General features: G+C 70.1%; 22 protein-coding genes. 12 read left to right on the top strand and 10 right to left on the bottom strand.

From position 1 onward, the window contains the following. Positions 1-8: 8 nt before the first annotated feature. The 6 genes from ATM97_RS10805 (at position 9) to ATM97_RS10780 (ending at position 7,400) form a co-directional block, all read left to right on the top strand. Positions 9-671 carry a hypothetical protein gene (locus ATM97_RS10805; protein WP_255587536.1) on the top strand — a complete coding sequence of 221 codons (663 nt, stop codon included), beginning with the start codon at positions 9-11 and terminating at the stop codon, positions 669-671. Continuing rightward, positions 668-1,939 carry a TetR family transcriptional regulator gene (locus ATM97_RS10800; protein WP_308248443.1) on the top strand — a complete coding sequence of 424 codons (1,272 nt, stop codon included), beginning with the start codon at positions 668-670 and terminating at the stop codon, positions 1,937-1,939. The genes ATM97_RS10805 and ATM97_RS10800 overlap by 4 nt, the downstream gene beginning before the upstream one ends. Positions 1,940-2,415: 476 nt before the next feature. Next, on the top strand, positions 2,416-4,083 hold the full coding sequence (locus ATM97_RS10795; RefSeq protein WP_218717834.1) for an FAD-dependent oxidoreductase: 1,668 nt from the start codon (positions 2,416-2,418) through the stop codon (positions 4,081-4,083). A gap of 92 nt (positions 4,084-4,175) precedes the next feature. Next, positions 4,176-5,264: a lytic transglycosylase domain-containing protein gene (locus tag ATM97_RS10790; protein WP_218717833.1), complete on the top strand. Its 1,089-nt coding sequence runs from the start codon at positions 4,176-4,178 to the stop codon at positions 5,262-5,264. A gap of 61 nt (positions 5,265-5,325) precedes the next feature. Beyond that, the gene (locus tag ATM97_RS10785) at positions 5,326-6,747 is read left to right on the top strand and encodes an alpha-L-fucosidase (RefSeq protein WP_218717832.1); all 1,422 of its coding nucleotides are present in this window, start codon (positions 5,326-5,328) and stop codon (positions 6,745-6,747) included. Further along, complete coding sequence (locus ATM97_RS10780) at positions 6,747-7,400, top strand: TetR/AcrR family transcriptional regulator (RefSeq protein WP_218717831.1); 654 nt, start codon at positions 6,747-6,749, stop codon at positions 7,398-7,400. Before ATM97_RS10785 ends, ATM97_RS10780 begins: the two co-directional genes overlap by 1 nt. Here the strand turns inward: ATM97_RS10780 and ATM97_RS10775 are convergent. Then, positions 7,348-8,040 (bottom strand): TetR/AcrR family transcriptional regulator, encoded by a 693-nt coding sequence (locus ATM97_RS10775; RefSeq protein WP_218717830.1) that lies wholly within the window; start codon positions 8,038-8,040, stop codon positions 7,348-7,350. The genes ATM97_RS10780 and ATM97_RS10775 overlap by 53 nt on opposite strands. Positions 8,041-8,195: 155 nt before the next feature. Here ATM97_RS10775 and ATM97_RS10770 point away from each other — a divergent pair, with 155 nt between their 5' ends. Beyond that, the gene (locus ATM97_RS10770; protein ID WP_218717829.1) at positions 8,196-8,630 is read left to right on the top strand and encodes a hypothetical protein; all 435 of its coding nucleotides are present in this window, start codon (positions 8,196-8,198) and stop codon (positions 8,628-8,630) included. 54 nt (positions 8,631-8,684) lie between these two features. Beyond that, positions 8,685-10,127 (top strand): amidase, encoded by a 1,443-nt coding sequence (locus tag ATM97_RS10765; protein WP_218717828.1) that lies wholly within the window; start codon positions 8,685-8,687, stop codon positions 10,125-10,127. Positions 10,128-10,133: 6 nt separating this feature from the next. Here ATM97_RS10765 and ATM97_RS10760 read toward each other — a convergent pair whose 3' ends face one another. The 7 genes from ATM97_RS10760 to ATM97_RS10730 form a co-directional block, all read right to left on the bottom strand. Then, positions 10,134-12,350, bottom strand: a complete 2,217-nt coding sequence (locus tag ATM97_RS10760) for an acyl-CoA dehydrogenase (protein ID WP_218717827.1) — start codon at positions 12,348-12,350, stop codon at positions 10,134-10,136. 2 nt (positions 12,351-12,352) lie between these two features. After that, positions 12,353-13,231, bottom strand: coding sequence for an SDR family oxidoreductase (locus ATM97_RS10755; protein ID WP_218717826.1), 879 nt, complete (start codon positions 13,229-13,231; stop codon positions 12,353-12,355). After that, entirely contained in the window at positions 13,218-14,114 is an 897-nt protein-coding gene (locus ATM97_RS10750) for a MaoC/PaaZ C-terminal domain-containing protein (RefSeq protein WP_218717825.1), read from the bottom strand. Before ATM97_RS10750 ends, ATM97_RS10755 begins: the two co-directional genes overlap by 14 nt. Next, entirely contained in the window at positions 14,111-14,551 is a 441-nt protein-coding gene (locus ATM97_RS10745; RefSeq protein ID WP_218717824.1) for an SRPBCC family protein, read from the bottom strand. The genes ATM97_RS10750 and ATM97_RS10745 overlap by 4 nt, the downstream gene beginning before the upstream one ends. 32 nt (positions 14,552-14,583) lie before the next feature. After that, a complete protein-coding gene (locus ATM97_RS10740; protein WP_218717823.1) occupies positions 14,584-15,774 on the bottom strand; it encodes a lipid-transfer protein in 1,191 nt (396 codons plus the stop codon). Positions 15,775-16,000: 226 nt separating this feature from the next. Continuing rightward, the gene (locus tag ATM97_RS10735; protein WP_218717822.1) at positions 16,001-16,189 is read right to left on the bottom strand and encodes a hypothetical protein; all 189 of its coding nucleotides are present in this window, start codon (positions 16,187-16,189) and stop codon (positions 16,001-16,003) included. A 100-nt stretch (positions 16,190-16,289) separates the two neighbouring features. Further along, on the bottom strand, positions 16,290-17,066 hold the full coding sequence (locus tag ATM97_RS10730) for an MHYT domain-containing protein (RefSeq protein WP_218717851.1): 777 nt from the start codon (positions 17,064-17,066) through the stop codon (positions 16,290-16,292). Positions 17,067-17,483: 417 nt separating this feature from the next. Here ATM97_RS10730 and ATM97_RS10725 point away from each other — a divergent pair, with 417 nt between their 5' ends. Beyond that, on the top strand, positions 17,484-18,365 hold the full coding sequence (locus ATM97_RS10725; RefSeq protein ID WP_308248442.1) for an aminoglycoside phosphotransferase family protein: 882 nt from the start codon (positions 17,484-17,486) through the stop codon (positions 18,363-18,365). Positions 18,366-18,441: 76 nt separating this feature from the next. Here the strand turns inward: ATM97_RS10725 and ATM97_RS10720 are convergent, their stop codons facing one another. Then, the gene (locus ATM97_RS10720; RefSeq protein WP_218717821.1) at positions 18,442-18,660 is read right to left on the bottom strand and encodes a hypothetical protein; all 219 of its coding nucleotides are present in this window, start codon (positions 18,658-18,660) and stop codon (positions 18,442-18,444) included. 148 nt (positions 18,661-18,808) lie between these two features. Here ATM97_RS10720 and ATM97_RS10715 point away from each other — a divergent pair, with 148 nt between their 5' ends. The 3 genes from ATM97_RS10715 (at position 18,809) to ATM97_RS10705 (ending at position 21,480) form a co-directional block, all read left to right on the top strand. Then, positions 18,809-19,483, top strand: a complete 675-nt coding sequence (locus ATM97_RS10715) for a response regulator transcription factor (protein ID WP_218717820.1) — start codon at positions 18,809-18,811, stop codon at positions 19,481-19,483. Next, on the top strand, positions 19,471-20,754 hold the full coding sequence (locus ATM97_RS10710) for a sensor histidine kinase KdpD (RefSeq protein ID WP_218717819.1): 1,284 nt from the start codon (positions 19,471-19,473) through the stop codon (positions 20,752-20,754). Before ATM97_RS10715 ends, ATM97_RS10710 begins: the two co-directional genes overlap by 13 nt. 81 nt (positions 20,755-20,835) lie before the next feature. Continuing rightward, complete coding sequence (locus ATM97_RS10705) at positions 20,836-21,480, top strand: dihydrofolate reductase family protein (RefSeq protein WP_218717818.1); 645 nt, start codon at positions 20,836-20,838, stop codon at positions 21,478-21,480. Between the two features lie 43 nt (positions 21,481-21,523). On the opposite strand, the gene ATM97_RS10700 is transcribed toward ATM97_RS10705, so the two are convergent. Continuing rightward, positions 21,524-22,093: a TetR/AcrR family transcriptional regulator gene (locus ATM97_RS10700; protein WP_218717817.1), complete on the bottom strand. Its 570-nt coding sequence runs from the start codon at positions 22,091-22,093 to the stop codon at positions 21,524-21,526. Positions 22,094-22,156: the final 63 nt, after the last annotated feature.

Below are 22,156 nucleotides of genomic sequence, written 5' to 3'. Positions count from 1 at the left end.
TCACCGCGATGAGCAACGAACCCACCCCCACCGACGAATCCCCCGTCGAGGACGCCACGACGACCGGCACCAGCACGGCCGCCACGGATACCGGCTCCGAAAAGCCCCCTGCCGAAGCGTCATCCACTCCGATGGCGGCCGGGTGGTCCTCGCGCTGGCGCGCGGTCGACCGCAGGCAGCTCGGCCTGCGCGGCGCCGCGGCCGTGCTGCTGGGTGCCTCGCTGGCGGCCTCGGTGTTCCTGTTCTTCGAGAATCAGAGCAGCAAGGACCTGCTCGCGGCACAGCAGCAGGCCCGCGAAGCCGCCTGCCACTACGGTCCGGTACTGGCCGACTACGACAGCAAGAAACTCGACGCCTACTTCAAGGCGGTCCTCGACGGCTCGACCGGCGACTGGAAGAAGCAGTTCGAGGCCACCAGCGGCGAACTGCGCGAAGTCCTCACCCAGGGCGAGGTCACCTCGAAGGTCACCGACACCCAGTGCGCGATCCGCACCGGCGACGAGAACTCCGCCGAGGCGATCGTGGTGATCGGCCAGACCATCTCCAGTCTGGGCACCGAGCACAAGCCCAAACCGGGCCAGCTGTCCATGGTGCTGCGCCTGCACAACGACAACGGCCGATGGCTGGTCGAGAAGGTGAACTCCCCGCTGACGACAGCGCCCGCCCAGTGACCGAACCCGGCGCGCTATCCCCCCGGCACCGTGGCACGTCCGCGCGTGCCGGGGCCCCGTCCTCGGACGCGCCCGCGCGCGCCGTCCGGCGCAGGCCGAAGAACCGTCGGGCGCAGATCGCCGCGGAATCGGCGGCGGCGTTCGGCGCGCACGGCTACCACGGTGTGAGCATGGACGACATCGCCCGTCGCCTCGACATCAGTTCCACCGCGCTGTACCGGCACTTTCCGAGCAAGTACGCGCTGTTCCGCGCCGAGCTGCTGCGGCTGTCCGGCCTGGCGCTGCGGGCGGTCGAGCTCCCCGAGGAGGCGGCGGGCTGGTCGCCACGTCGGCGCCTCGAGCACGTGCTCGCCGCCATCGTCGCCGCGACCGTCGCCAACCGGTCCACCGCTGCCCTGGCCCGCTGGGAACGCCGCTACCTGGAACCCGAGGACCACCGGGAATTCAGCGCTCAGTTCGCGGTGGCCATCGCGAGCCTGCGGGCACGCATCGGCGAGGTCAGGCCGGAACTGGACGGGCACGATCGCGCGGTGCGCGCGGTGTCGATCTTCGCCGTGATCAGCAGCATCGGCGACCACCACGCGACAGTGCCCGCGAAAACCCTCGCCGCTCTGCTCGGTGCGGTGAGCTGGGCGGTGATCGACGCCGACCTCACCGGTTCGCCGACCGGCGCGCGCGTGCGCCGGGCCGCGGAACGGCCGCCGCTGTTCAAGCACGAGGTGCTGCTCCACCGGGCGGTCGAGTTGTTCCACGAGCACGGTTATCCGAATGTCAGCGTGGAGGACATCGCCGCTGCCGCCGATCTGTCGTCGGCGTCGGCGGTCTACCGTTACCACCGCAGCAAGAGCGATCTGCTGGTGGCGGCCTTTCGCCGCGCGGCCGATCGGGTGTCGGCGGCGATCCGGCCCGCGACCGCCGCCGCGACGTCGCCGGCCGCGGCGCTGGGCACGCTGATCGCGCTGTACGTCTCGGGGTCGTTCGACGAACGCGCGCTGACTTTCGTCTACTACGCGGAATTCCGGCACGTGGACCAGACCGACCAGGTGACGCTGCGCCATCTCCAGCAATTGATCGTCACCGAGTGGGCGCGCCTGGTGGTGGCGGCGCGACCGGAACTGTCGTTGGGCGAGGCGCGCATCCTGGTGCATGCGGCGTTCAGCCTGGTCGTCGATCTGGGACGGACCTTCGGCGACGACGGAATCTGCCCGCAGGACACCGTGATCGCACTGCTGGAGGCCGTCCTGCTCGGCCGGCCGCTGCCGCACTAGCCCGACCGCCTGTCCGGTGCGCGGCGTCCGGAGCTGCACATCGACTCCGAACGCCGCGCTACTCGATCACCCGTTCCCCGCGACAGTGAGTTCGCTGGGCTGTCGCGGACGACGCGTGAGGGAGGCACGACGCGCGAGCACGCTGTGGCGAGGGGTTGATTCCGCCACGCACGTCGTCGCCGAGCATCTCGAACGATACCTCGAGTTGTCAGAATTGTCAGCAACTTATGTTCCGACGTCAGGTGATCTGGACATTTGTTATATCGACCAATTCCGGCATACAAAGCCAGAATCATCATTAACATAAGGATGGGGTATCGACACCCGGCAACGGCGCGCACACGTCGAGGACGGCTGGGCAGACGACTGGACGAGACATGGGATTCAACTGGCAGTCCCCGCGACGCGGATTCCGGAAATCGACCGCCGTGGGCGACATCTCGACCGCCTGGACCGTACGGCCGACATGGCGCCGGGTGACCGCACCGAAGGGACGCACCGTCGCGGTCTTCGGCGCCGGGCTCGCCGGACTGACCGCCGCGCACGAACTCGCCGAACGCGGCTTCGCGGTCACCGTCTACGAACGGCTCGGCACGGCGGGCGGGCAGTGCCGCAGCGTCTACAGCGACCAGGCACTGCCGGGCGAACACGGCTTCCGCAGCTTCGTCGACCGCCACCGCGGCCTGGCCGACACCCTGCGCCGTATTCCGTTCCGCGGCAACCGCAACGGCGTCCACGACAATCTGGTCCGGCTCGAGGCGGCGATGATCGCGGGCGTGGGGCGCGGCAATCCAGCCGTCCCGCTGCCGGTTCCGGTGCCGTCCGGTCAGATCCCGATGACGCCACGGCACTTCGCGGATTCCTTCGCCTCGGTGTTCGGGACGCTGTTCCGGTTGCCCCCGCACGAGGCGCTCTTCGCCGCCGAGCGGCTGGCGGTCTACGTCTCGAGCTGCGAGGAACGCCGACTCGGCCAGTGGGAGCGGATGAGCTGGACCGATTTCGCCGGCCTGGACAACGCGTCGGCCGAGTACCGCCGCTTCCTCGGTGACGGTTTCCTCCGCGCGCCGGCGTCGACGATCTCCCGCGACTGCAGCGCGCATGCGATGGGGCTGGTCGGCGAGGAGTACCTGTGGTCGCTGTCGAACCTCGCCGACGGCGGTGCGATCCGGGTGCTCGACGGGCCGACTTCGGAGACGTTCATCGATCCGTGGGTCACCCATCTGCGCTCCCTCGGTGTCACCTTCGCTTTCGGCGCCCGATTGTCGGGCTTCGAGACCGACGGCGCGCACCTGCGCGGCGCCACGCTGATCGACCACACCGGTGCCGGGCACCGCGTCGAGGCGGACTACTACCTCTGCGCGATTCCGCCGGACAAGGCGGCGGCGGTGTTCTCCGACGAGCTTCTCGCGATCGATCCCCGGCTCGCGAACGTGTCGCGGCTGCGGTCGGCGGCGATGGTCGGCATCCAGTTCTTCCTGCGCAGGCGGACCGATCTGGCGCGGGGACCCGTCACCTACCTCGACTCACCGTGGGGACTGACCTCGATCAGCCAGGCGCAGTTCTGGCGGATACCGGTCGGCCGCTACGGCGACGGCGGGGCGGCCGACGTGCTGTCGGCGATCATCGCCGACTGGACGGCCCCGGGCATGGTCAACCGCAAGAGCGCCGCCCAGTGCAGCCCCGCCGAGATCGCCGCGGAGACCTGGGCCCAGCTCACCGCCCACCTCGACGGGATCGGTGGCGAACCGCTCACCGACGACCTGCTGCATTCGTGGATGATCGATCCCGCGCTCCGCGATCCCGGCACACCGGACGTGGCCCACGACGGCACCGGCTTCGTCCCGACGCCCGGCTCGTGGGCCGACCGACCCGACGCGACCACTGCCGTCGACAACCTGTTCCTGGCCGGCGACTGGATCCGGACCCAGCGCAATGTCGCGTGCATGGACGGCGCGAACGAAGGCGGGCGGCGGGCGGCGAACGCGGTGCTGCACGCCGACGGTTCGGCGGCGAGCCGGGTCCCGATCACGCCGCGATTCCGGATGCCGCTGTGGGAACCGCTCGAACTGGCCGACAGCGCGCTGTATCACGCGGGTCGGCCCCATGCCTTCGACCTGATCGACCGCAGATACCCGGTGCGCTGATCACGTCAACCTCCGGCCGGCGACCGGCCGGCTCCGCCCATTCCCGATTCCAGGCGGCCCGTCTCGCGGCCGCGAAAGGTGTCCTCCTCATCATGCGCTCCGCTCCTCTCGCCGCGACCACGATCCTCGCGGCCGGGCTGCTCGTCACCGGTTCGGCCCGCGTCGCCGCGCCGGTGGTTCCCGAATTCGTCGCAGCGCCGAGCACTGTCGAGTCCTCGCCGAGCGAGTCGACCGTCGTCGGACTGCTGGCGCCCACCCCACCCCCGCCCCGCAAGCTGCGGACCGCGACGCCGCCGCGCGAACCGATCGCTGTCGCGTCGACCGACGTCGCTGACGGGGTCGGCACCGCCGTCGGGCTCGGCGCCACCGGCGTGCTCGGTATTCCCGAGATCGTCCTCGCCGCCTACCGCAATGCCGAACTGTCCCTGCAATCCTCGACGCCGGGATGTGGCGTCAGCTGGCATCTGCTGGCCGGGATCGGCAAGATCGAGTCCGACCACGCCGACCGGGGAAACACCGATACCGCGGGCACCACGCTGCGCCCGATCCTCGGACCGGCCCTCGACGGCACCCTGCCCGGCAACGAGGTGATCCCCGCCGCCGACGGTGGATTCGTGCGGGCGCTCGGCCCGATGCAGTTCCTGCCGAGCACCTGGAGCCGCTACGCCACCGACGGCAACGGCGACGGAACGGCGGACCCGCACAATGTCTTCGACGCCACGATGGCCGCGGCCCGCTACCTGTGCGCCGACGGCACCGATCTGCGTGATGCCGTGGCGCGGCAGCGGGCGGTGCTGCGCTACAACTATTCGGCGGCCTACGCGGCCGACGTCCTGGGCTGGTCGGAGCGATACCGCACCGGCGGGGCTGCGGTGCGTGTCGAGGTCGTCGTCGACCCGGTCACACCCACGCGGCCACCGGTGGATCCGGCTCCCGAAACACCCTCTCCCGCCGCGGAATCCCCACTGGCACTCGAACCGATGACACCGGCCCCGGCCCCGCCACCTGAGCCGGTGATCCTCGTGTCGCTCCCGGTGATCGGCGCGATCGAATGCGGGATCCTGTGCGGCCCGCAACCAGCCGACACCGACCGTCCACCGGCCGACCCCGACCCGACCCCGGGTCCGCAGCTCACCCTGCCGCTGGGCGTGGTGATCCCGCTGCCGATGCCACAGGGCTGAGCGGGAAGCCGCGATGAACGCGAGCCCCCGAGCCGAGCGAACGAGGAGTTCCTGCTCGGGCATGCTGATTTTTGCCCACCTGAGCAAGGCCGAGCGCATCGCGCGACACCGAGGAGTGAGCCACGCACCGCCCAGGCATTCCCTGGCGCCGCGACCGGTCCCGCCGTGGTTCCGCGACGCCGAACTCGGCATCTCCGTGCACTGGGCTCCGTACTCGGTTCCGGCCTTCGCGGCGCCCGGGACCGCGGACTACACCTCGTTCATGCGTGATCTCACCACCGGCGCGACAACCGCGGACCGGATCCCGTACGCCGAGTGGTATCTCAATTCGATGCGGGTGCCCGGGTCCCCCACCGCGATGCATCACGCCGCCACCTATGGTGCGGACTTCGGCTACACCGACTTCCAGCCCCGGTTCGACGCGGCCGCGCGAGCGGTCGACGTCGCCGACTGGGCCGACCTGTTCACCGAAGCGGGTGCCCGATACGTCGTGCTCGTAGCACGCCATCTCGACGGATATCCCCTGTGGCCGACAGCTATCGGCAATCCGCACATGCCGTCGGACTACCGTTGCTCCCGCGACCTCGTCGGCGAACTGTCGGTGGCCGTGCGGCAGCGGGGTCTGCGGATGGGCCTCTACTACTGCGGCGGCATGAACTGGACCTTCCGGACCACGCCGCTGCGGACCATGACCGACCTCATTCGCCATCAGGCCCTGGGCCCCGGCTACGCGCGCTACGCCACCGCGCAGTGGCGCGAACTCATCGACACCTACGCGCCCTCGATCCTCTGGAACGACATGGGCCGGCCGGCGCAGGTGGATGCCCGTGCCGCGTACCTGCGCTTCCTCGAGGTGGCGCTGCGGGCGATGGGCGCGCTCGGTAGGCCGATTCCCGACCCGCCCAAGGACTTTCACTACGACTTCGCGACCCACGAATACGCCGTCCCCGCCGCGGCGCCCTCGGGTGCGTGGGAACTGACCCGGGGCCTCGGCCGGTCCTTCGGGTACAACGCCGCGGAGACCGCCGCCGACACACTCACCGGGGTCCAGGCGATCCACCTGCTCGTGGACGTGGTCGCCGCCGGCGGCAATCTCCTGCTGAATGTCGGCCCCGACGGCGAGGGACGGATTCCCGAGCTCCAGCGCGAGCCGCTGCGCGCCCTCGGCGCCTGGCTCGGGCGCAACGCGGAGGCGATCTACGACACGGTCGCCGGGGACCGGACCGCCACCACCACGACCGACGGGCACGCGGTGCGCTTCACCCGTCGCGGCGACACGGTGCACGCGATCGTGCTCGCCGACCAGCCCGTCGGCCCGATCACCCTGCGCGAGCTGACGATCCCCGACAGCGCCACGGTCGGCCTGGTGGGCGGGCCACCGGCGTTGACCTGGAAGCGACGCGAGGGCGACCTGCTCGTCGAACTGCCGGCCGGGGCCGCGCCGCAACCGCACGCCTTCACGCTCGCGATCACGGGGTGGTGATGACCGGGTCGGGACGGCGCGACGTGCGCACCGTCACCGAGCAGGCCCGGCGCGCCCAGATCGTGCGCGCGGCCATCGATACCATCGCCGAAACGGATTACGCGCGTTCTTCTTTCGCGGCGATCGCCCGCCGGGCCGGACTCAGCAGCACCGGGATGATCTCCTACCACTTCCGGGACAGACAGGACTTGATCACCGAGGTGATGCGAACCATCCTGGCCGACTTCACCGCCTTCGTGGTGGCCCGTACGGAGCCGGGCACCGCTGCCGACCAGCTCGCCGGGTTCCTCGCCGCGAACAGCGCGTTTCTGCGCGAGCACCGTCACCATCTGGTCGCGATGCTGCGCATCCAGTCCGCCTCCACCGACAGCGCGATCCTGGGCGAGCTCGCGGCCGCGGATCGGGCGAAGCTGGCCGACCTGCTGGCCCGTGGTCAGCGCGACGGCGAATTCCGGGAGTTCGACACCGACGTGATGGCCGGGTTCGTCCTGTCGCTGCGCAACGGCGTGATCGCCCGCGTCGCCGCCGAACCCGACTTCGACCTGGCGAACTGCACCGGCGAACTGCTCACCACGGTCCGGGCCGCCACCACGGCGGGCGTCAGTCCTCGGCCGGCGGCGCCACCAGATCGGCCATCGGCGTCAGCGGATTGAGCATCACGCCGACCTGGCGCAGGCTGCTGTCCACGATCGCCCAGATGGCCCCCTGCAGATAGGACGACAGCTCGGCGGCGTCCATCGGCTGCATGGAGCGGCTCAGCCAGCGGTTCACACTGCCGTCGACGAAGCCGACCAGGCCGAAGGCCATCGGCTCGGCGATCGTCACCGGCGCGGACTGGGCCCGCAGCGCGTTCTCGAACACCTCACGGACTGTGCCCGCGATCGCGATCTTGGTGCCGGAGACGATCGGTGAATTCGGCCGCTTCTCCGCCGCCGACCCGGCGCCGAGGAAGTAGTGCAGCCGGGGGTTGGCGGCGATCCAGCCCACGTAGGTGTCGACCGAGCGCGCGATGGCCTCGGCCACGGTGCCTTCGGGATTGAGAGTCGGGGCGAGCACCGCCATCAGGTCGTCGACGATGCGGGCCCGCAACTGTTCGTCGAGGTCCTGGCGGTCCTTGAACAGCCGGTACAGCACCGACCTCGGCACCTCCGCGAGATCGGCGATCTCCTGCACGCCCACCGAGGCGCCCTGCCTCTGCACGGCCGTCAGCGCCGCCGTGAGAATCCGGTCCCGACGCTCGGCGCGGTGCCGGTCCCACCGACTGGCCCGGCCATCGGCGCGCTGTGCGGTCACATTCCTCCCATCGGGCACCGGATCGGGGCGATCCGGCCCGGACAGTATCCCAGCCGGGTCCGGTACCCGGCCGAGGCGGACTCGGGACAGATCCGTGGCCATCGGCGATCCTGGTGTGGTCGGGGACGAACGCCGACGGAGAGGACCCGATCGATATGACGACCGCGTCGGCCGTGATCGCCGCAGCGACGTTCTGCTGGCTGGGCATGGTGCTGGCCATCTCGTTCCTGGAGGCACCACTGAAATTCCGGGCGCCGGGGGTGACCGTGCCGATCGGGCTCGGCATCGGCCGGCTGGTCTTCCGCGCGCTCAATATCGCCGAACTCGTCCTCGCCATCACGATTCTCGTCGCGATCCTCCTCGACTCCCCCGGCACGGCGGCCACCCGGACGCTCACGGTGGCGATGGTCGCGTTCGCCGTCCAAGTCGCGATCGTGCGCCCGCGCCTGACCCGCCGCAGCGACGCCGTGCTCGCCGGCCTCGACGCACCGCGATCGCACAGCCATCACGCCTATATCGCGCTCGAGGTCGCGAAGGTCATCGCCCTGCTGATCGGCGGCATCCTGGTCTTCGCCCACAGCGTGCCCTGAACGGCCGCCCGACAACAGGCAGTCGAGTTGACATCGTGCGTAATACTGTAACGCATGAGTTCCAGTCCGGTCGAGACGACGATCACCGACGAGTCCGCCCTCGGCCTGGCTGCCGCGATCCGCACGGGTGCGGTACGCGCCCGCGCGGTCGTCGATGCCCACATCGCCGTGCTCGAACGGTTCGCTCCCGCGACGAACGCCGTCGTCGTCGAGCGCTACGCGGCCGCGCGCGCCCAGGCCGACGCGGCCGACGCGCACCTCGCGACCGGCCCCGCGACGCTGCCGCCGCTGTTCGGTGTGCCGATCACCGTCAAGGAGTCGCTGGCCGTGGCCGGGCTGCCCAATACGGCGGGGGTCCTGGCCCGCAGGCACGTCCGGCCGACCGCGAATGCCACTGTGGTGCACCGTGTTCTGGACGCCGGTGCGATCGTGCTCGGGTTGACCAACACCGCCGAGGGGTGCATGTGGATCGAGACCGACAACCGCGTGTACGGACGCACCAGCAATGTCCACGACCGGACCCGCACGGCGGGCGGGTCCTCCGGCGGCGAGGGCGCGGCGGTCGGCAGCGGTGGATCGCCGCTGGGCCTGGCCACCGATACGCTCGGGTCCATCCGCATTCCGGCGTTCTGCAACGGCGTCTTCGGGCATCGTCCGTCGACCGGCCTGCTGCCGACCACCGGCGCCTGGCCCCCGCCCTACGGCGTCGCCGCGCTGTGCGCGAACGGCCTGATCACCCGCCGCGCGGACGATCTGCTGCCGCTGCTGCGCATCATGGCCGGACCGGACGGCATCGACCCGCTGGCGCGAGACATGGCACTCGGCGACCCCGCGACCACCTCGCTGCGCGGGGTGCGGGTCGTGCTGCTCGACGGGGCGTTCGCGCCCGGCGTCGGCCGCGAAGTGCTCGCCGCCCGCGATCGCGCGGCCGCCGCGCTGGACAACGCCGGCGCTGAGATCGTCCGGGTCCGGATGCGATCGCTGCGCATGATCGGACTGTTCACCGCGATGGTGCTGGCGAAGGAGACCGGCATCAGCTTCGCCGAGATCATGCGCGGTGAGGGTGCCGACATCCTGGCTCCCCGACAACTCGTCGACCCACGCGGCGACCACACCCTGCCCACCCGGCTGCTCGCGCTCGGCGAACTCCTCGCCGCCCGCGTGCCCGCCGGCCCCGCGCGCCGGATCACCGGCGCCGCTCACGAGGCCGCCGCCGAGATCGCCGAGACCATCGGCGACGGTCTGCTCTTGCATCCCACGCTCACCTCCGTCGCGCCGCGGCACGGCCACACCACCGGCCGGCCGTGGCACACCGACGCGGTCGCGCCCTTCAGCCTCGCCGGGCTGCCGGTGACGCAGGTGCCGCTGGGCCGGGGCGCCCACGGTCTGCCGCTGGGTGTACAGGTGGTCGCGGGTGCGGGCCGCGACCACCTGTCGATCGCCGCGGCGCTCACCCTCCAGGACGCCTTCGGCGGGTGGGTGCGGCCACGGCTGTGACCGCGCTCAGGCGGTCACCGACGCGTCCCGGGGCAGGCCGAGCATCCGCTCACCGATGACATTGAGCTGCACCTCGGTCGTGCCGCCGTAGATCGTGGTGGCGCGACCGGCGATCAGCTGTTCCATCGCGTGGTCGCTGCGCTCGCCCGGCACCGACACGACACCCGCGACCCCGAGTTCGGCGACGACGAACTCCGAGATCGCCTGTCCCAGGCCCATTCCCAGCAGCTTGCCGACGCTGGACGTGGTGGACACGTCGATGCCGGAGAGCTGTTTGAGCACCACCCGCGACCCGATCACGTCGACCGCCCGGCTCTCGGCCATCAGCTCGCCGACGTGGTAGCGCGCCACCGGCGAGAGCTCCCGGCCGATCGCGAACCGCAGCAGGTCGGTATCGGTGGCGTAGGCCTCCATCTTCTGACTCAGCGCCACCCGCTCGCCGGCCAGCGTCGTGCGGGCCACGTGCCAGCCGTCGTCGACCGCGCCGACCACGTTCTCGTCGGGGATGAACACATCATCGAGGAACACCTCGTTGAACAGCGCCGAACCGGTCATCTCCCGCAGCGGTCGGACGGTGATGCCCGGTGTCGACATGTCCAGCACGAAATAGGTGATGCCCTCGTGCTTGGGCTTGTCCGGGCTGGTGCGGGCGATCAGCATCGCCCAGTCCGCGAACTGCGCGACCGTGGTCCAGATCTTCTGACCGCAGATGCGCCAGCCGCCGTCGACCTTGGTCGCCTTGGTGGTCAGGCTCGCCAGGTCCGACCCCGCGCCGGGCTCGCTGAACAGCTGGCACCACACCAGTTCGCCGCGCAGCGTCGGCACGACGAGTTCCCGCTTCTGCCGTTCGTCACCGTGCGGGACGATCGCGCCGACCGCCCAGGTGCCCATCAGCAGCTGCGGCATCGGGATGCCCGAGGCCTTGATCTCCTGCGAGATCACCACCTGCTCGAGCGGGGTGGCCGACCGGCCGTAGGGGCGCGGCAGATGCGGCAGGTTCCAGCCGCCGTCACCGAGGGCGACCAGTTGCTCGTCCTCGTCGTCGATCGCGGCGATCACCGCCAGTTCCGCGCGGATCGCGGACCGGATCTGTTCGGCCTCGGCGGGCAGTTCCAGATCGCTGGACAACGTCGCACCCGCCAGCGCGTACCCGGCGACGGTCTCCGCCCGGACGTCGCGCGCGCCGAGCTGTCCCCGCAGTGCGAGCGCGCGCCGGTAGTACAGGTGCGCGTCGTGCTCCCAGGTGAACCCGATGCCGCCGTGGACCTGGATGCAGTCCTGGGCGACCTGGACCGCGGCGTCGGGCACGATCAGCGCGGCGACCGCGGCCGCGTAGTCGGCGTTCGCGTCGTCCCGGTCGAGAGCGAACGCGGCGTCCCACAGCACCGCCCGCGCCTTCTCCAGCGCGATGCCCATGTGGGCGCACTTGTGCTTGACACCTTGGAACTGCCCGATCGGCCTGCCGAACTGCACGCGGGTCTTGGCGTACTCCGCCGCGGTCGAGACACACCACGACATCACCCCGACCGCCTCGGCGCCGAGCACCACCGCCGCCACCGACCGCACCCGCGCCGAGGACACCGTGAGCACGCGCTCGGCGGGCACCTCGACCGAATCCGCCTGCAGCCGAGCCGCTCCGCGCAGCACGTCGACGGAGTCCTGCGCACTCACCGTCAGGTCGACGTTCTCGAACGCCACCCACCGCTGCGCGCCGTCGACGGCGACCGGCGCGAGGACCACATCCGCCGACACCGCTGCGGTCACGCCGTCGGCGGTCCCGTCCACGACCAGCGCACCGTCGTCCCGCAGGACACCGGTCAGCCCCGGGGACAGGGCGACCGCGCCGGTGCGCGAACCGTCGGCCAGTCCGGGCAGCTGCGCCCGCGCCCATGTCCCGCCGTCCTGGGCGAGCACCGCGCTGGTCAGCACGGTCGGCACGAACGGACCGGTGTGCAGCCCGCGCCCGAGCGGCTCGAGTGCGACGGCCAGGGTCAGCAGACCCGCGCCCTGTCCACCCAGTTCCTCCGAGAAGTGCAGGCTCAGCAGATCCTGGGCGACGAGCGCGTCCCAATACGGCAGCTGCTTGCCCGCCTCGGTGGATTCGACTGCCGCGCGGACGATCTCGGTGGTGACGGTGCGCTCGACGAAGCCGCGGACCGCGTCGGCCAGCGCCAGATGGTCCGCGCTGACGCCGACGCCGAGCTCATAGCTGGTGCGTGCCATGGCTAGTTCGTCTCCTTCAGCCGAGCGGCGACCTCGTCGATGGTCCACGGACCATCGGTCTCGACCGTGCGCACGTCGTGCCAGCCGGCCAGTTCGACGATCGCGCCGCCCTGCACTGCGAACACCTTGCCGGTGAGCGGGCAGTCTGCCTCGGCCAGGTGCGCGACCAGCGGCGAGATGTTGGCGGGGGCGAACGCGTCGAACTCGCCCTCGGGCACCTCGGCGGCGAACAGCGCGCCCATGCCCGGGGTCGCCAGGGTCAGCCGGGTGCGCGCGATCGGGGCGATCGCGTTGACCCGCACGCCGTAGCGTTCGAGCTCGTCGGCGGCCACCAGCGTCAGCGCGGCGATGCCTGCCTTGGCCGCGCCGTAGTTGGCCTGCCCCGCGTTGGGCATGAAGGTGCCCGAGGCCGAGGCGGTGTTGATCACCGACGCCGCGACCGCGGTACCGGCCTTGGACTGCGCCTTCCAGTACGCCGCGGCATGGTGCAGGGTGGCGGCGTGACCCTTGAGGTGCACGGCGATGACCGCGTCCCACTGGGATTCCGCCATCCCCGCGATGAACGCGTCACGCAGGATGCCCGCGTTGTTGACCAGCACGTCGAGCGAGCCGTACTCGCCGACCGCCTGGTCGACGAGGGCTTTCGCGCCCGCCCAGGTGGCGATGTCGTCGGTGTTGGCGACCGCCCGGCCACCGGCGGCGACGATCTCGTCGACCACCTGCTGGGCGGGCCCGGCGTCGCTGCCCGAGCCGTCGTTGGCGCCGCCGAGGTCGTTGACCACGACCTGCGCACCCTCGCGGGCGAACAGCAGTGCGTGTTCGCGGCCGATTCCGCGTCCGGCGCCGGTGACGACGGCGACGCGACCGTCAAGCTTTCCCATGAGTCTGTGTCTCCTCGTTGAGTTCGACGCGGCCGTCGGTGATGGCGATCTGCCCGGCGGCTTCGGTCTCGAAGGCGTAGGCGGTGACCCCCGGCGCGGAGTCGGCGCGCCACAGGGTCGTGGTGATGTCCTGGCCCGGCAGCACCGGTTTGGCGAAACGCACGGCGAGACGGCGCAACCGCGCGGTGTCACCCTCGGCGAGCTCGGTCAGCGCCGCCCAGGAGGTGAACGCCATGGTGCACAGACCGTGGTTGATGATGCCGGGAAGTCCTGCCATGCGGGCGATCTCGTCGTCGAGGTGGATCGGCATGGGATCACCGGAGGCGGGCGAGTAGCGGAAGGTCTGGTCCTGATCGATGTGCGCGGTGACCCGCGCGACCGGCTCCCCGGCCCGGTCGGCCTCGGTGATCCGGTGATCGGGAGCGAGCTCCCCGGCACCGGCGCCGGCGTCGACCTTGCGGAAGAACGCGGTCATCCACTGCTCGTTGACGAGTTCTCCTGCCGCGTCCCGGGTTTCGGCGTAGACGACCACGGTCGACCCGTTGGGCTTGCCCGCGTAGCCGATCGGCTTGGCCCGCACCACCAGGTCGTCACCGGCCCGGATGGGGCGATGGAACCGGAAGTCCTGTTCGCCGTGGACCAGCTTCATCAGCAGTTCCACCGGCGCCACCGACAGGGCGGCGGGCGCCATCGAGGTGAACACCGGGACCACCGCGAACACCGGTGGGGCGATCTCGCCGGCCAGGTGCGCCGCGATCGGGTCGTTGGTCGCCGCGGCGTATTCCGCGATCCGCTCGGCGGTGACCGTGAACCGCTCCTCGTCGGTCCACTCCCCCAGGCCGGAGCCGTCGAAGACGACTCCGGCCGATTCCGCGGTGGTCACGCGGCCGAGCCGACGAGCTCGGTGAACTTCGCCATCGACTCCTTCAAGTCGGCCTCGGCGTGCTTGGCGACGGCCTTGCCGATCGGGCCGACGATCATCGTGCCCTTGAAGCTCGCGTCGAACGCGGCGCTCGAGCCGGTGGCGGTCGGTTCCACCTTCAACGCGAATTCGACAGTGACACCGGCCATGCCGGTGCCGGTGATCTTGAGGTAGGTGTTCGGGTCGACCTCGGCCACGGTCCATTCGATCTTGTTGGCCATGTTCATCACCGACACGACCTCGATGAACCGCGCGCCCGCGGTCAGCTCGGCGGGGAGCTCGCTGCGCCAGCCCTGGTGGATGGTCAGCCAGTCCTCCCAATTGGCCAGATCGCTCAGGCGTGCCCACGCCTGCTCGGGGGTGACAGGGAGATCGGTGGAAACAGTCACAGATGCCATGGGGTTACTCCTCGATGATTTCGTGGGGGGGATCAGCGGACGGCCGGGCGGTAGGCGGTCACCACGACCGCGCCGCCGAGACCGATGTTGTGCTGCAAGGCGATGCGCGCGCCGTCGACCTGGCGGGCGTCGGCGGTGCCGCGCAGCTGCCAGGTGAGCTCGCTGCACTGGGCCAGGCCGGTCGCGCCGAGCGGGTGGCCCTTCGAGATCAGGCCACCGGACGGGTTGACGACCCAGGTGCCGCCGTAGGTGGTGGCGTCGTCGTCGACGAGACGGCCGCCCTCGCCCGGCGCGCACAGGCCCAGCGCCTCATAGGTCAGCAGTTCGTTGGTGGAGAAGCAGTCGTGCAGTTCGATGACGTCGATGTCCGCGGGGCCGATACCGGCCTGCTCGTAGACCTTCAGCGCCGCGGTGCGCGACATGTCGGCCCCGACCAGATTGATCGCGGTCGGATCGGTGAAGGTGGACTGCAGGTCGGTGACCATGGCCTGCCCGACCATCTCCACCGCGCGATCGGCCAGCCCGTGCCGGTCGACGAAGTCCTCATTCGCCAGGATCACCGCGCCGGAGCCGTCGGAGGTGGGCGAGCACTGCAGTTTGGTGAGCGGGCCGTAGATCGGCTTGGCCGCGAGGACTTCCTCGAGACTGTATTCCTTCTGGAACTGCGCGTACGGGTTGTTCACCGAGTGCTTGTGGTTCTTCACCCCGATTTTCGCGAACTGCTCGGCGGTGGTGCCGTAGCGCTGCATGTGCTCCTTGCCCGCGGCGCCGAACATGTACGGCGCGGGCGGCATCGCGAACTCCTGTAGTTCGGCCAGCGCCAGCAGGTGCCGCATCATCGGCTGCTCACGGTCGTCGAAAGTCGAACCCAGCGAGCCCTTTTGCATCTTCTCGAAACCCAGCGCGAGGGTGCATTCGGCCAGCCCGCCGCGGATCGCCTGCGCCGCGAGGTACAGCGCGGTCGATCCGGTCGAACAGTTGTTGTTGACGTTCACCACCGGGATGCCGGTGAGACCGAGCTCGTAGACCGCGCGCTGACCCGAGGTGGACTCGCCGTACACATAGCCGACATAGGCCTGCTCGACCTGGCGGTAGTCGATCCCGGCGTCGGCGAGCGCCTTCGTGCCCGCCTCCCTGGCCATGTCGGGATAGTCCCACTCCAGTTCGCCGGGCTTCTCGAACTTCGTCATGCCGACGCCGACGACGAACACCTTCTGTGTCATGTACGCACTCCTGTGTGCCGCGCGCCCCCGGTATGTGGGACACGATGTCCCTGTAATTTAGGTTGGACACGACGTCCAGGTCAATACCTGGGTGACACCAGCATCTGGACAGCACACAGCCCCAGATCACGCGCGAACAACGCTGACCTGCACAGATTTAGTGAGTCATATGTCCCGAATACTTGGACACAGTGCGACAAGCCCCCGAGAGCGAGGGTGAGACGAGCTAGTCGACCAGCGGATCGACGGGGATGCCTTCGACGGCGCGCAAGCGCTCGGCGAAGCCGATCAGAATCTCGTGCGACTCGACCGACAGACCATCGGCCAGCGCGATGAAGCGCTCGAAACCGGGATCGGAGAACGGCCTGCGCCGACCGACGACGACCCGAGCACCGACCGGAACACTCGACGACATCCGCACTCCCTGGACACTGCAGCGAACCTCACGCGACCGCCCGCTGCCCCGACGGTCGAGTTCGAAGGAAAACTAACATAGCTGAACGTTTGCGGATACCTCAGCGGCGGGTGCGCGATGTCGCGCTCCACCGCATCCTGGGCAGCGCGTCCTCGTTCTCGATCTCCGACAGACTCACGCTGATCAGCACGAGCATGGTCACCATGCCGATGATCCCGATCAGGGGCCCCAGCAGCTGCATCGCCTCCACACCCGGCGGCGGCGCCGAGCTGTGATGCCCTTCGTGCGCACGCATCGCGGCCATCCCGGTGTAGTGCATCCCGCATACCGCGACACCCATGATCATCGCGGCGCCGACCGTCGCCAGGAACCCCTTGACGCGCAGCGTGAACCACAGCGCCACGATCGAGGCGACCACCGCGATCACCATCGATGCCGCGACGAGCCGAGGGTCATAGGACAGGGCGGCATGGGACTTCATCGCGGACATGCCGGTGTAGTGCATGGCACCGACACCGAGGCCGGTGATGGTGCCGCCGCCGATCAGCGACACGAGCGTGGGTTGCGGCTTGTTCACCATGAACAGGCCGATCCCGACGACGATCATCGCCGTCGCCGCGCTGAACAGCGTGCGCGGAACGTCGTAGCGGATCTCCGAGCCAGCGATGGAGAAACCGAGCATCGCGATGAAATGCATGACCCAGATGCCGGTCCCGCCGATGGCGACCGCGGCGCTGATCAACCAGCCCGCGCGCCCCTTACCGGCATTGCGTCCGCGCGCCGCGCACTGCAACCCGAGCAGGCAACCGAGGAAGGACATGAAGTAGGCGAGAACGGGGGTGATCCAGCCGTAGGAGAAGTGATAGATGTCGAGCACGCCGTGCAACCCTCGCATCGGTGCCACAGCCCTGCTGTGGCACAACGAAATCCGACCTGCGGCGAGAATACTGAACTACCGGCAAATTTCCAGCATTTGGACACTAGTTCAGATGGTAGTTTTGATCACAGAAGACTTCTCTCAGTGCGTATGTGACGGATTGCATCGTTACCCCCAATAACTACCGTCGAGATTTCACCACCGATTCGCCGGAGTACCCTCCCATGGAAGCCCTTCGGCATTCGGTCAGCAATTCCGGTCTCGATACGTCGGACAACTGGGCAGGTACGCATATTCAGCTGCCGCGAAACATGTTTCGCGCCTCCGTCCGATAGATTGCGGAGATTCGAATCCGGGCGATTATCGGAGGACCGTGCAACAGGTCGCAGTGGCGATCGGCGCCGCCGGGTGATCGCCGTGCCTGCGGCGTTCGCCCGCAACTACCTCGACGGCCCGGGGCGGGTCTGGCTCGCGGAACTGCCGGGCACGGTCGCCGAGCTTCTCGGCCGATGGTCGTGCACCCCCGACGGGCCGACGATGCACGGCGAAGTGGGCATCGTGGTGCCGGTCCGGCATCGGGAGCTGATCCCCGCGGTCATCAAGGTCTCGTACCCGCACCCCGGTATCCGCCACGAACCCGACGCCTTCACCGCGTGGCAGGGTCGCGGGGCCGTCCGGCTCCACGAACGCGACGACGGCCGGTACGCGATGCTGCTCGAGCGCGCGGGCGCCACCCTGGCGACCGTCACCGATCCGGAGCGGGCCGTCACGATCCAGGGCACGCTCACCCGCAGGCTGGCCGTCGAAGCGCCCGCCGGCCTCCCCCGGCTCGCCGATCAGGCGGTGGACTGGGAACGCGATATCCGCGCCACCGCACCGGCGCTCGGCGAACCACTGCCCCGCCGGGTGATCGAAGCGGCCCTCGCCACGCTCCGCGAACTCGGCCCCGACCAGCCGAACCTGCTCGTCCACGGCGACCTGCACGATGCCAATGTGCTGGCGTCCGAGCGGGAACCCTGGCTGGCGATCGACCCCAAGTGCATGGTCGGCGATCCCGCCTGCGATGCCCTCAACGTGATCCGCAGCCCCCGGTTCGATCGCGACCTCCGCGCGGCGCACCCGAAGGCGAGAATCCTGCGCCTGCTCGACATCTACTGCGACGCAGCCGAGATCGACCCGGCCCGCGCACGTCGCTGGACACAGGCCGGCGCGGTGCGGGAGGCGCTGTGGGGCCGCGTCCACGGCGATCCCGAGTGGCTGGTCTTCGCAACCGATCAGCTCGCCACCGCCCTGACGTGAAGCCGGGCGAGACAGATCGGCCCTCGATGTCTCGGGGAGTCGACATCGAGGGCCGCCGCGAGCGGGTCTACCCGGGTCAGTAGGTGTACAGATCCCAGCCGCCGATGACCTCGACGCACTCCCACTGCGCGCCACCGGTGCTCGGCGAGGCGCCGTCGGCGGCGCAAGCTTCGTAGGTGGCGTAGTTGCCGACGAAGCCACTCAGCATCGGCGCGGGCGCGGCCGAGGCCAGGCCCGCGCCGGCCACGGAGGCGGCGGCGATCACGGTGGCGGCGATCACGGACTTGATGGTCATGGTGTTCCTTTCGTCCCGACCCGGTCGTCTCCGGGCCGGGACCAGAGAACCAAAGCGCGCGTGAGGATTTCATGAGCAGCGACGATGAGCTTTTCGTGATGCCGCGATGACGCGGCGCCCCTCGGGGCTTGCCTTACGCTCGCTTCTCGTGCGTGTGCTGGTGGTGGAGGATGACGAGGGTCTGGGCCGGGAGATCGCGACGGGGCTGCGGGCCGCCGGTTTCGCGGTCGACCTGGCGCTGCTGCTCGTCGACGCCGATGTCGACATCTCGGTGAACAGCTACGACGTGCTCGTGCTCGACCGCGGCATGCCCGACGGTGACGGCCTGCTGTTGCTGGCGGCCCTGCGCTCGCGCGGGTGCCGGATACCCGCGCTGGTTCTGACCGCGCGCGACGGCCTGTCCGACCGCATCGCCGGCTTCGAGCACGGTGCCGACGACTATCTGAGCAAGCCCTTCGCGCTCGCCGAACTGGCCGCGCGGGTGCGGGCGCTGTGCCGCCGCCGCGACCAGCCGCTGCCCGCCCTGCTCCGGCTGGGCGATATCGAGATCGATCTGCCGCGGCGCCGGGTCCAGCGGGCCGGCATCCTGCGCTCGCTGACGCCCAAGGAGTTCGCGGTGCTGGAACTGCTGGCGACGCGGGCGGGCTCGGTGGTGTCGCGCTCGGACCTGATCGAGGCGTGCTGGGACGAGATGGCCGAACCGAATTCGAACGTGGTCGACGCGGTGATGGCCGGTTTGCGCCGCAAACTCGGACCGCCCCCGGTGATCGACACCGTGCGCGGCGCGGGCTTCGTCCTCGGTGGCGCCGCGTGCGTGTCCTGATCCCCACCTCCGACGCCCGTCCCGCGGTGGCCCGGCTGCGCCGTACCCGTGTGCAGCTCACCGTGCTCATCACCGCGATCACCACGCTGTGCCTGATCGTGCTCGGGCTGGTGGCCGCGGTGATCGATGCGAGGTCCCGTGACCAAGCCCTCGACAGCGCCCTCGACCGGGTCCTGACCGGGCTGGGGCCGCGGATCTACCTCGACGACGACGATGCGGTCGACACCTCCGAGCTACCGAGCGATCAGCTCGTCGGCGGTGAGATCGCCATTCTGGTGCTGACGCCGGACGGCACCGGCGGCTGGACCGTGCACTACGGCCATCTGCGTTCCCACATGCCCGCCGAGTCCGGAATCGCGGCCACCGCCGATGCCGCGACGCGCGCGCCCGGCGACACGGTCTACCGGGATTCGATCGACAGCGCCGGGCGTCGGGTTCGCCTGGCGGCGGCCGTGTTCGGCTGGGCGGACTCCGACCGCGAAGCCGTGCTGATCACCGGTGCCGACCCCGACGGCTGGGATCGGGGGCGGGCACTGCTGCTGTGGGCGCTGACCGTCGGCGGCGCGGTGATGGTGGCGGCCTCGGCGGTCGGCGGGCATCTGCTCTCGGGTCGGAGCATGCGCCAGGCGCTGGTGCTGCTCGACGATCAGGAACGCTTCCTGTCCGACGCCGCGCACGAACTGCGCACCCCGCTGGCCACCCACCGGCTGGTGACCGCGCCGGGGCGGCACACCCCGGCCGAGGCCGAGCAGGTGCTCGCCGATGTGCACGCGCTCGGCGCCAAGATGGAGCGGGTGGTGACCGGCCTGCTCGCCCGGGCCCGCATGCGGTCCGGGGTCACCACGATGGAGCGGGCGCAACTGCTGCTCGACCAGCTCACCGAGTCGGTCGTCGACGAATTCGACAATCCACGCCTGGTCCTGCACTCGAATCCGACCGTGGTAGTGGGTGATCCGCACCTGCTCGGGCTCGCGATCCGGAATCTGATCGAGAACGCGCTCACCCACGGTGCGGTCGATCCGCGGGCGCCGGTGGAGATCTACGTCGGCGAGGGCCGGGTCTGCGTCCGCGACCACGGCACCGGTCTGGGGCCGCGACTGTCGTCGAACCCGTTCGATCGCGGCGTCACCGCGGGCCGGGGCAGCGGCATCGGCCTGGCGTTGGTGGCCTGGATCGCCGCATTGCACGGCGGCACCGCCACCATCGAACCGGTGGCGGGTGGCGGAACCCTCGCGACGCTGGTCCTGCCGCCGCCCAGCGCGACGCTCTGACGGCTCCGCGGTCGCGGCCGAGTGTCACCGGGGCGCGCTAGGTTCGACACCGCACACCCATCGCCACTGGAGAGGGTTTCGATGACACCACTGGTCCGCGTTCAGAACTTCTCGATCTCCCGCGACGGCTACGGCGCGGGTGCGGGGCAGAGCCTCGAGCACCCGTTCGGCCACGCCGACCCCGCCGACTTCATGTCCTGGGCGGGTGCCACCGCGCACTGGGTCAATCGGACCGCCCCCGGCGGCACCTATGGCCTCGACGACTACATCATCCGCGATTACGCGATCAATATCGGCGCCGAGATCATGGGGCGCAACAAGTTCGGTCCGCAGCGCGGCCCGTGGGAGAACCAGGACTGGCAGGGCTGGTGGGGCGACGAACCGCCGTTCCACACCCCGGTCTTCGTGCTGACCCACCATCCTCGACCGTCGTTCACCCTGTCCGACACCACGTTCCACTTCGTCGACGCGTCGCCGAAGGACGCCCTCGCACAGGCCATGGCGGCCGCCGACGGCAAGGACGTCCGGATCGGGGGCGGAGTCGCGACCATCCGGGCGTTCCTCGAGGCCGATCTGATCGACACCATGCACGTGGTCGTCGCCCCGGTCGAACTCGGTCGTGGAGAACGATTCTGGACCGGCCCCGAGGAGTACACCGGCCGCTTCCACCTCGAGCGGGTGCCGAGTCCGAGCGGAGTGGTGCACCACTTCTTCTGGCGGCGCTGACCCCCTGCGACATATTCCTGTACTGGTATCAGCGAGTTCGCGGCTATCGGCCACCCACGGTGACGGCCCGGGTCGCCGTGTCGGCGATCTGCTCGTCGGTCAGCCCGCTGTGCTGGATCAGCGCGTGGGAGAGCACGATGCGCACCACGACCTCGGCCGCCGCCGCCGGCGGCAGGGCCAGGCCCTCGCCCGACCGCGCGGCGACGATCGGCGCGGCGAGCGCGGCGACCGTCTCGACCAGATTCAGTTCGGCGTCGCCGTGCTGGATGGCGACGTCGAGCAGCCAGGCGGGCTCGTGGGTCCGGAGGTAGCGGAATGCCGGATGCTGTCGCAGGTAGGCCAGTGCGAACAGGGTGGCCGAGCGCACGACCTCGGGTAGCGGCGCGAACAGATCGATCGCGCCGTAGGCGGCCGCGACCATCGCCGCGACCTCGCTGCGCCCGACCGCCGCCACGAGCCCGTCCTTGTCACCGAACTCCCGATAGGCGGTCGCACGCGAGACCCCGGCCCGTTCGGCGACCGCGAGCAGGGTCAGCGAATCGAGTCCGCTCTCGGCGATCAGCTCGAGCGCCGCCACGCGCAGCGCGTCCGATGATCTGGTCGTGGAAGCCATGCCTCTTTCTACACCGACGGTTGCCACGCCTCATCGACTGAGACTAATCTTCATTTGAGTCTC

Source organism: Nocardia sp. MH4 (genome assembly GCF_019266065.1).
GTDB classification, from domain to species: Bacteria; Actinomycetota; Actinomycetes; order Mycobacteriales; family Mycobacteriaceae; genus Nocardia; species Nocardia canadensis.
The sequence above is the reverse complement of the archived record's forward strand: the minus strand, read 5'-3'. Positions and strand labels throughout refer to the sequence as shown.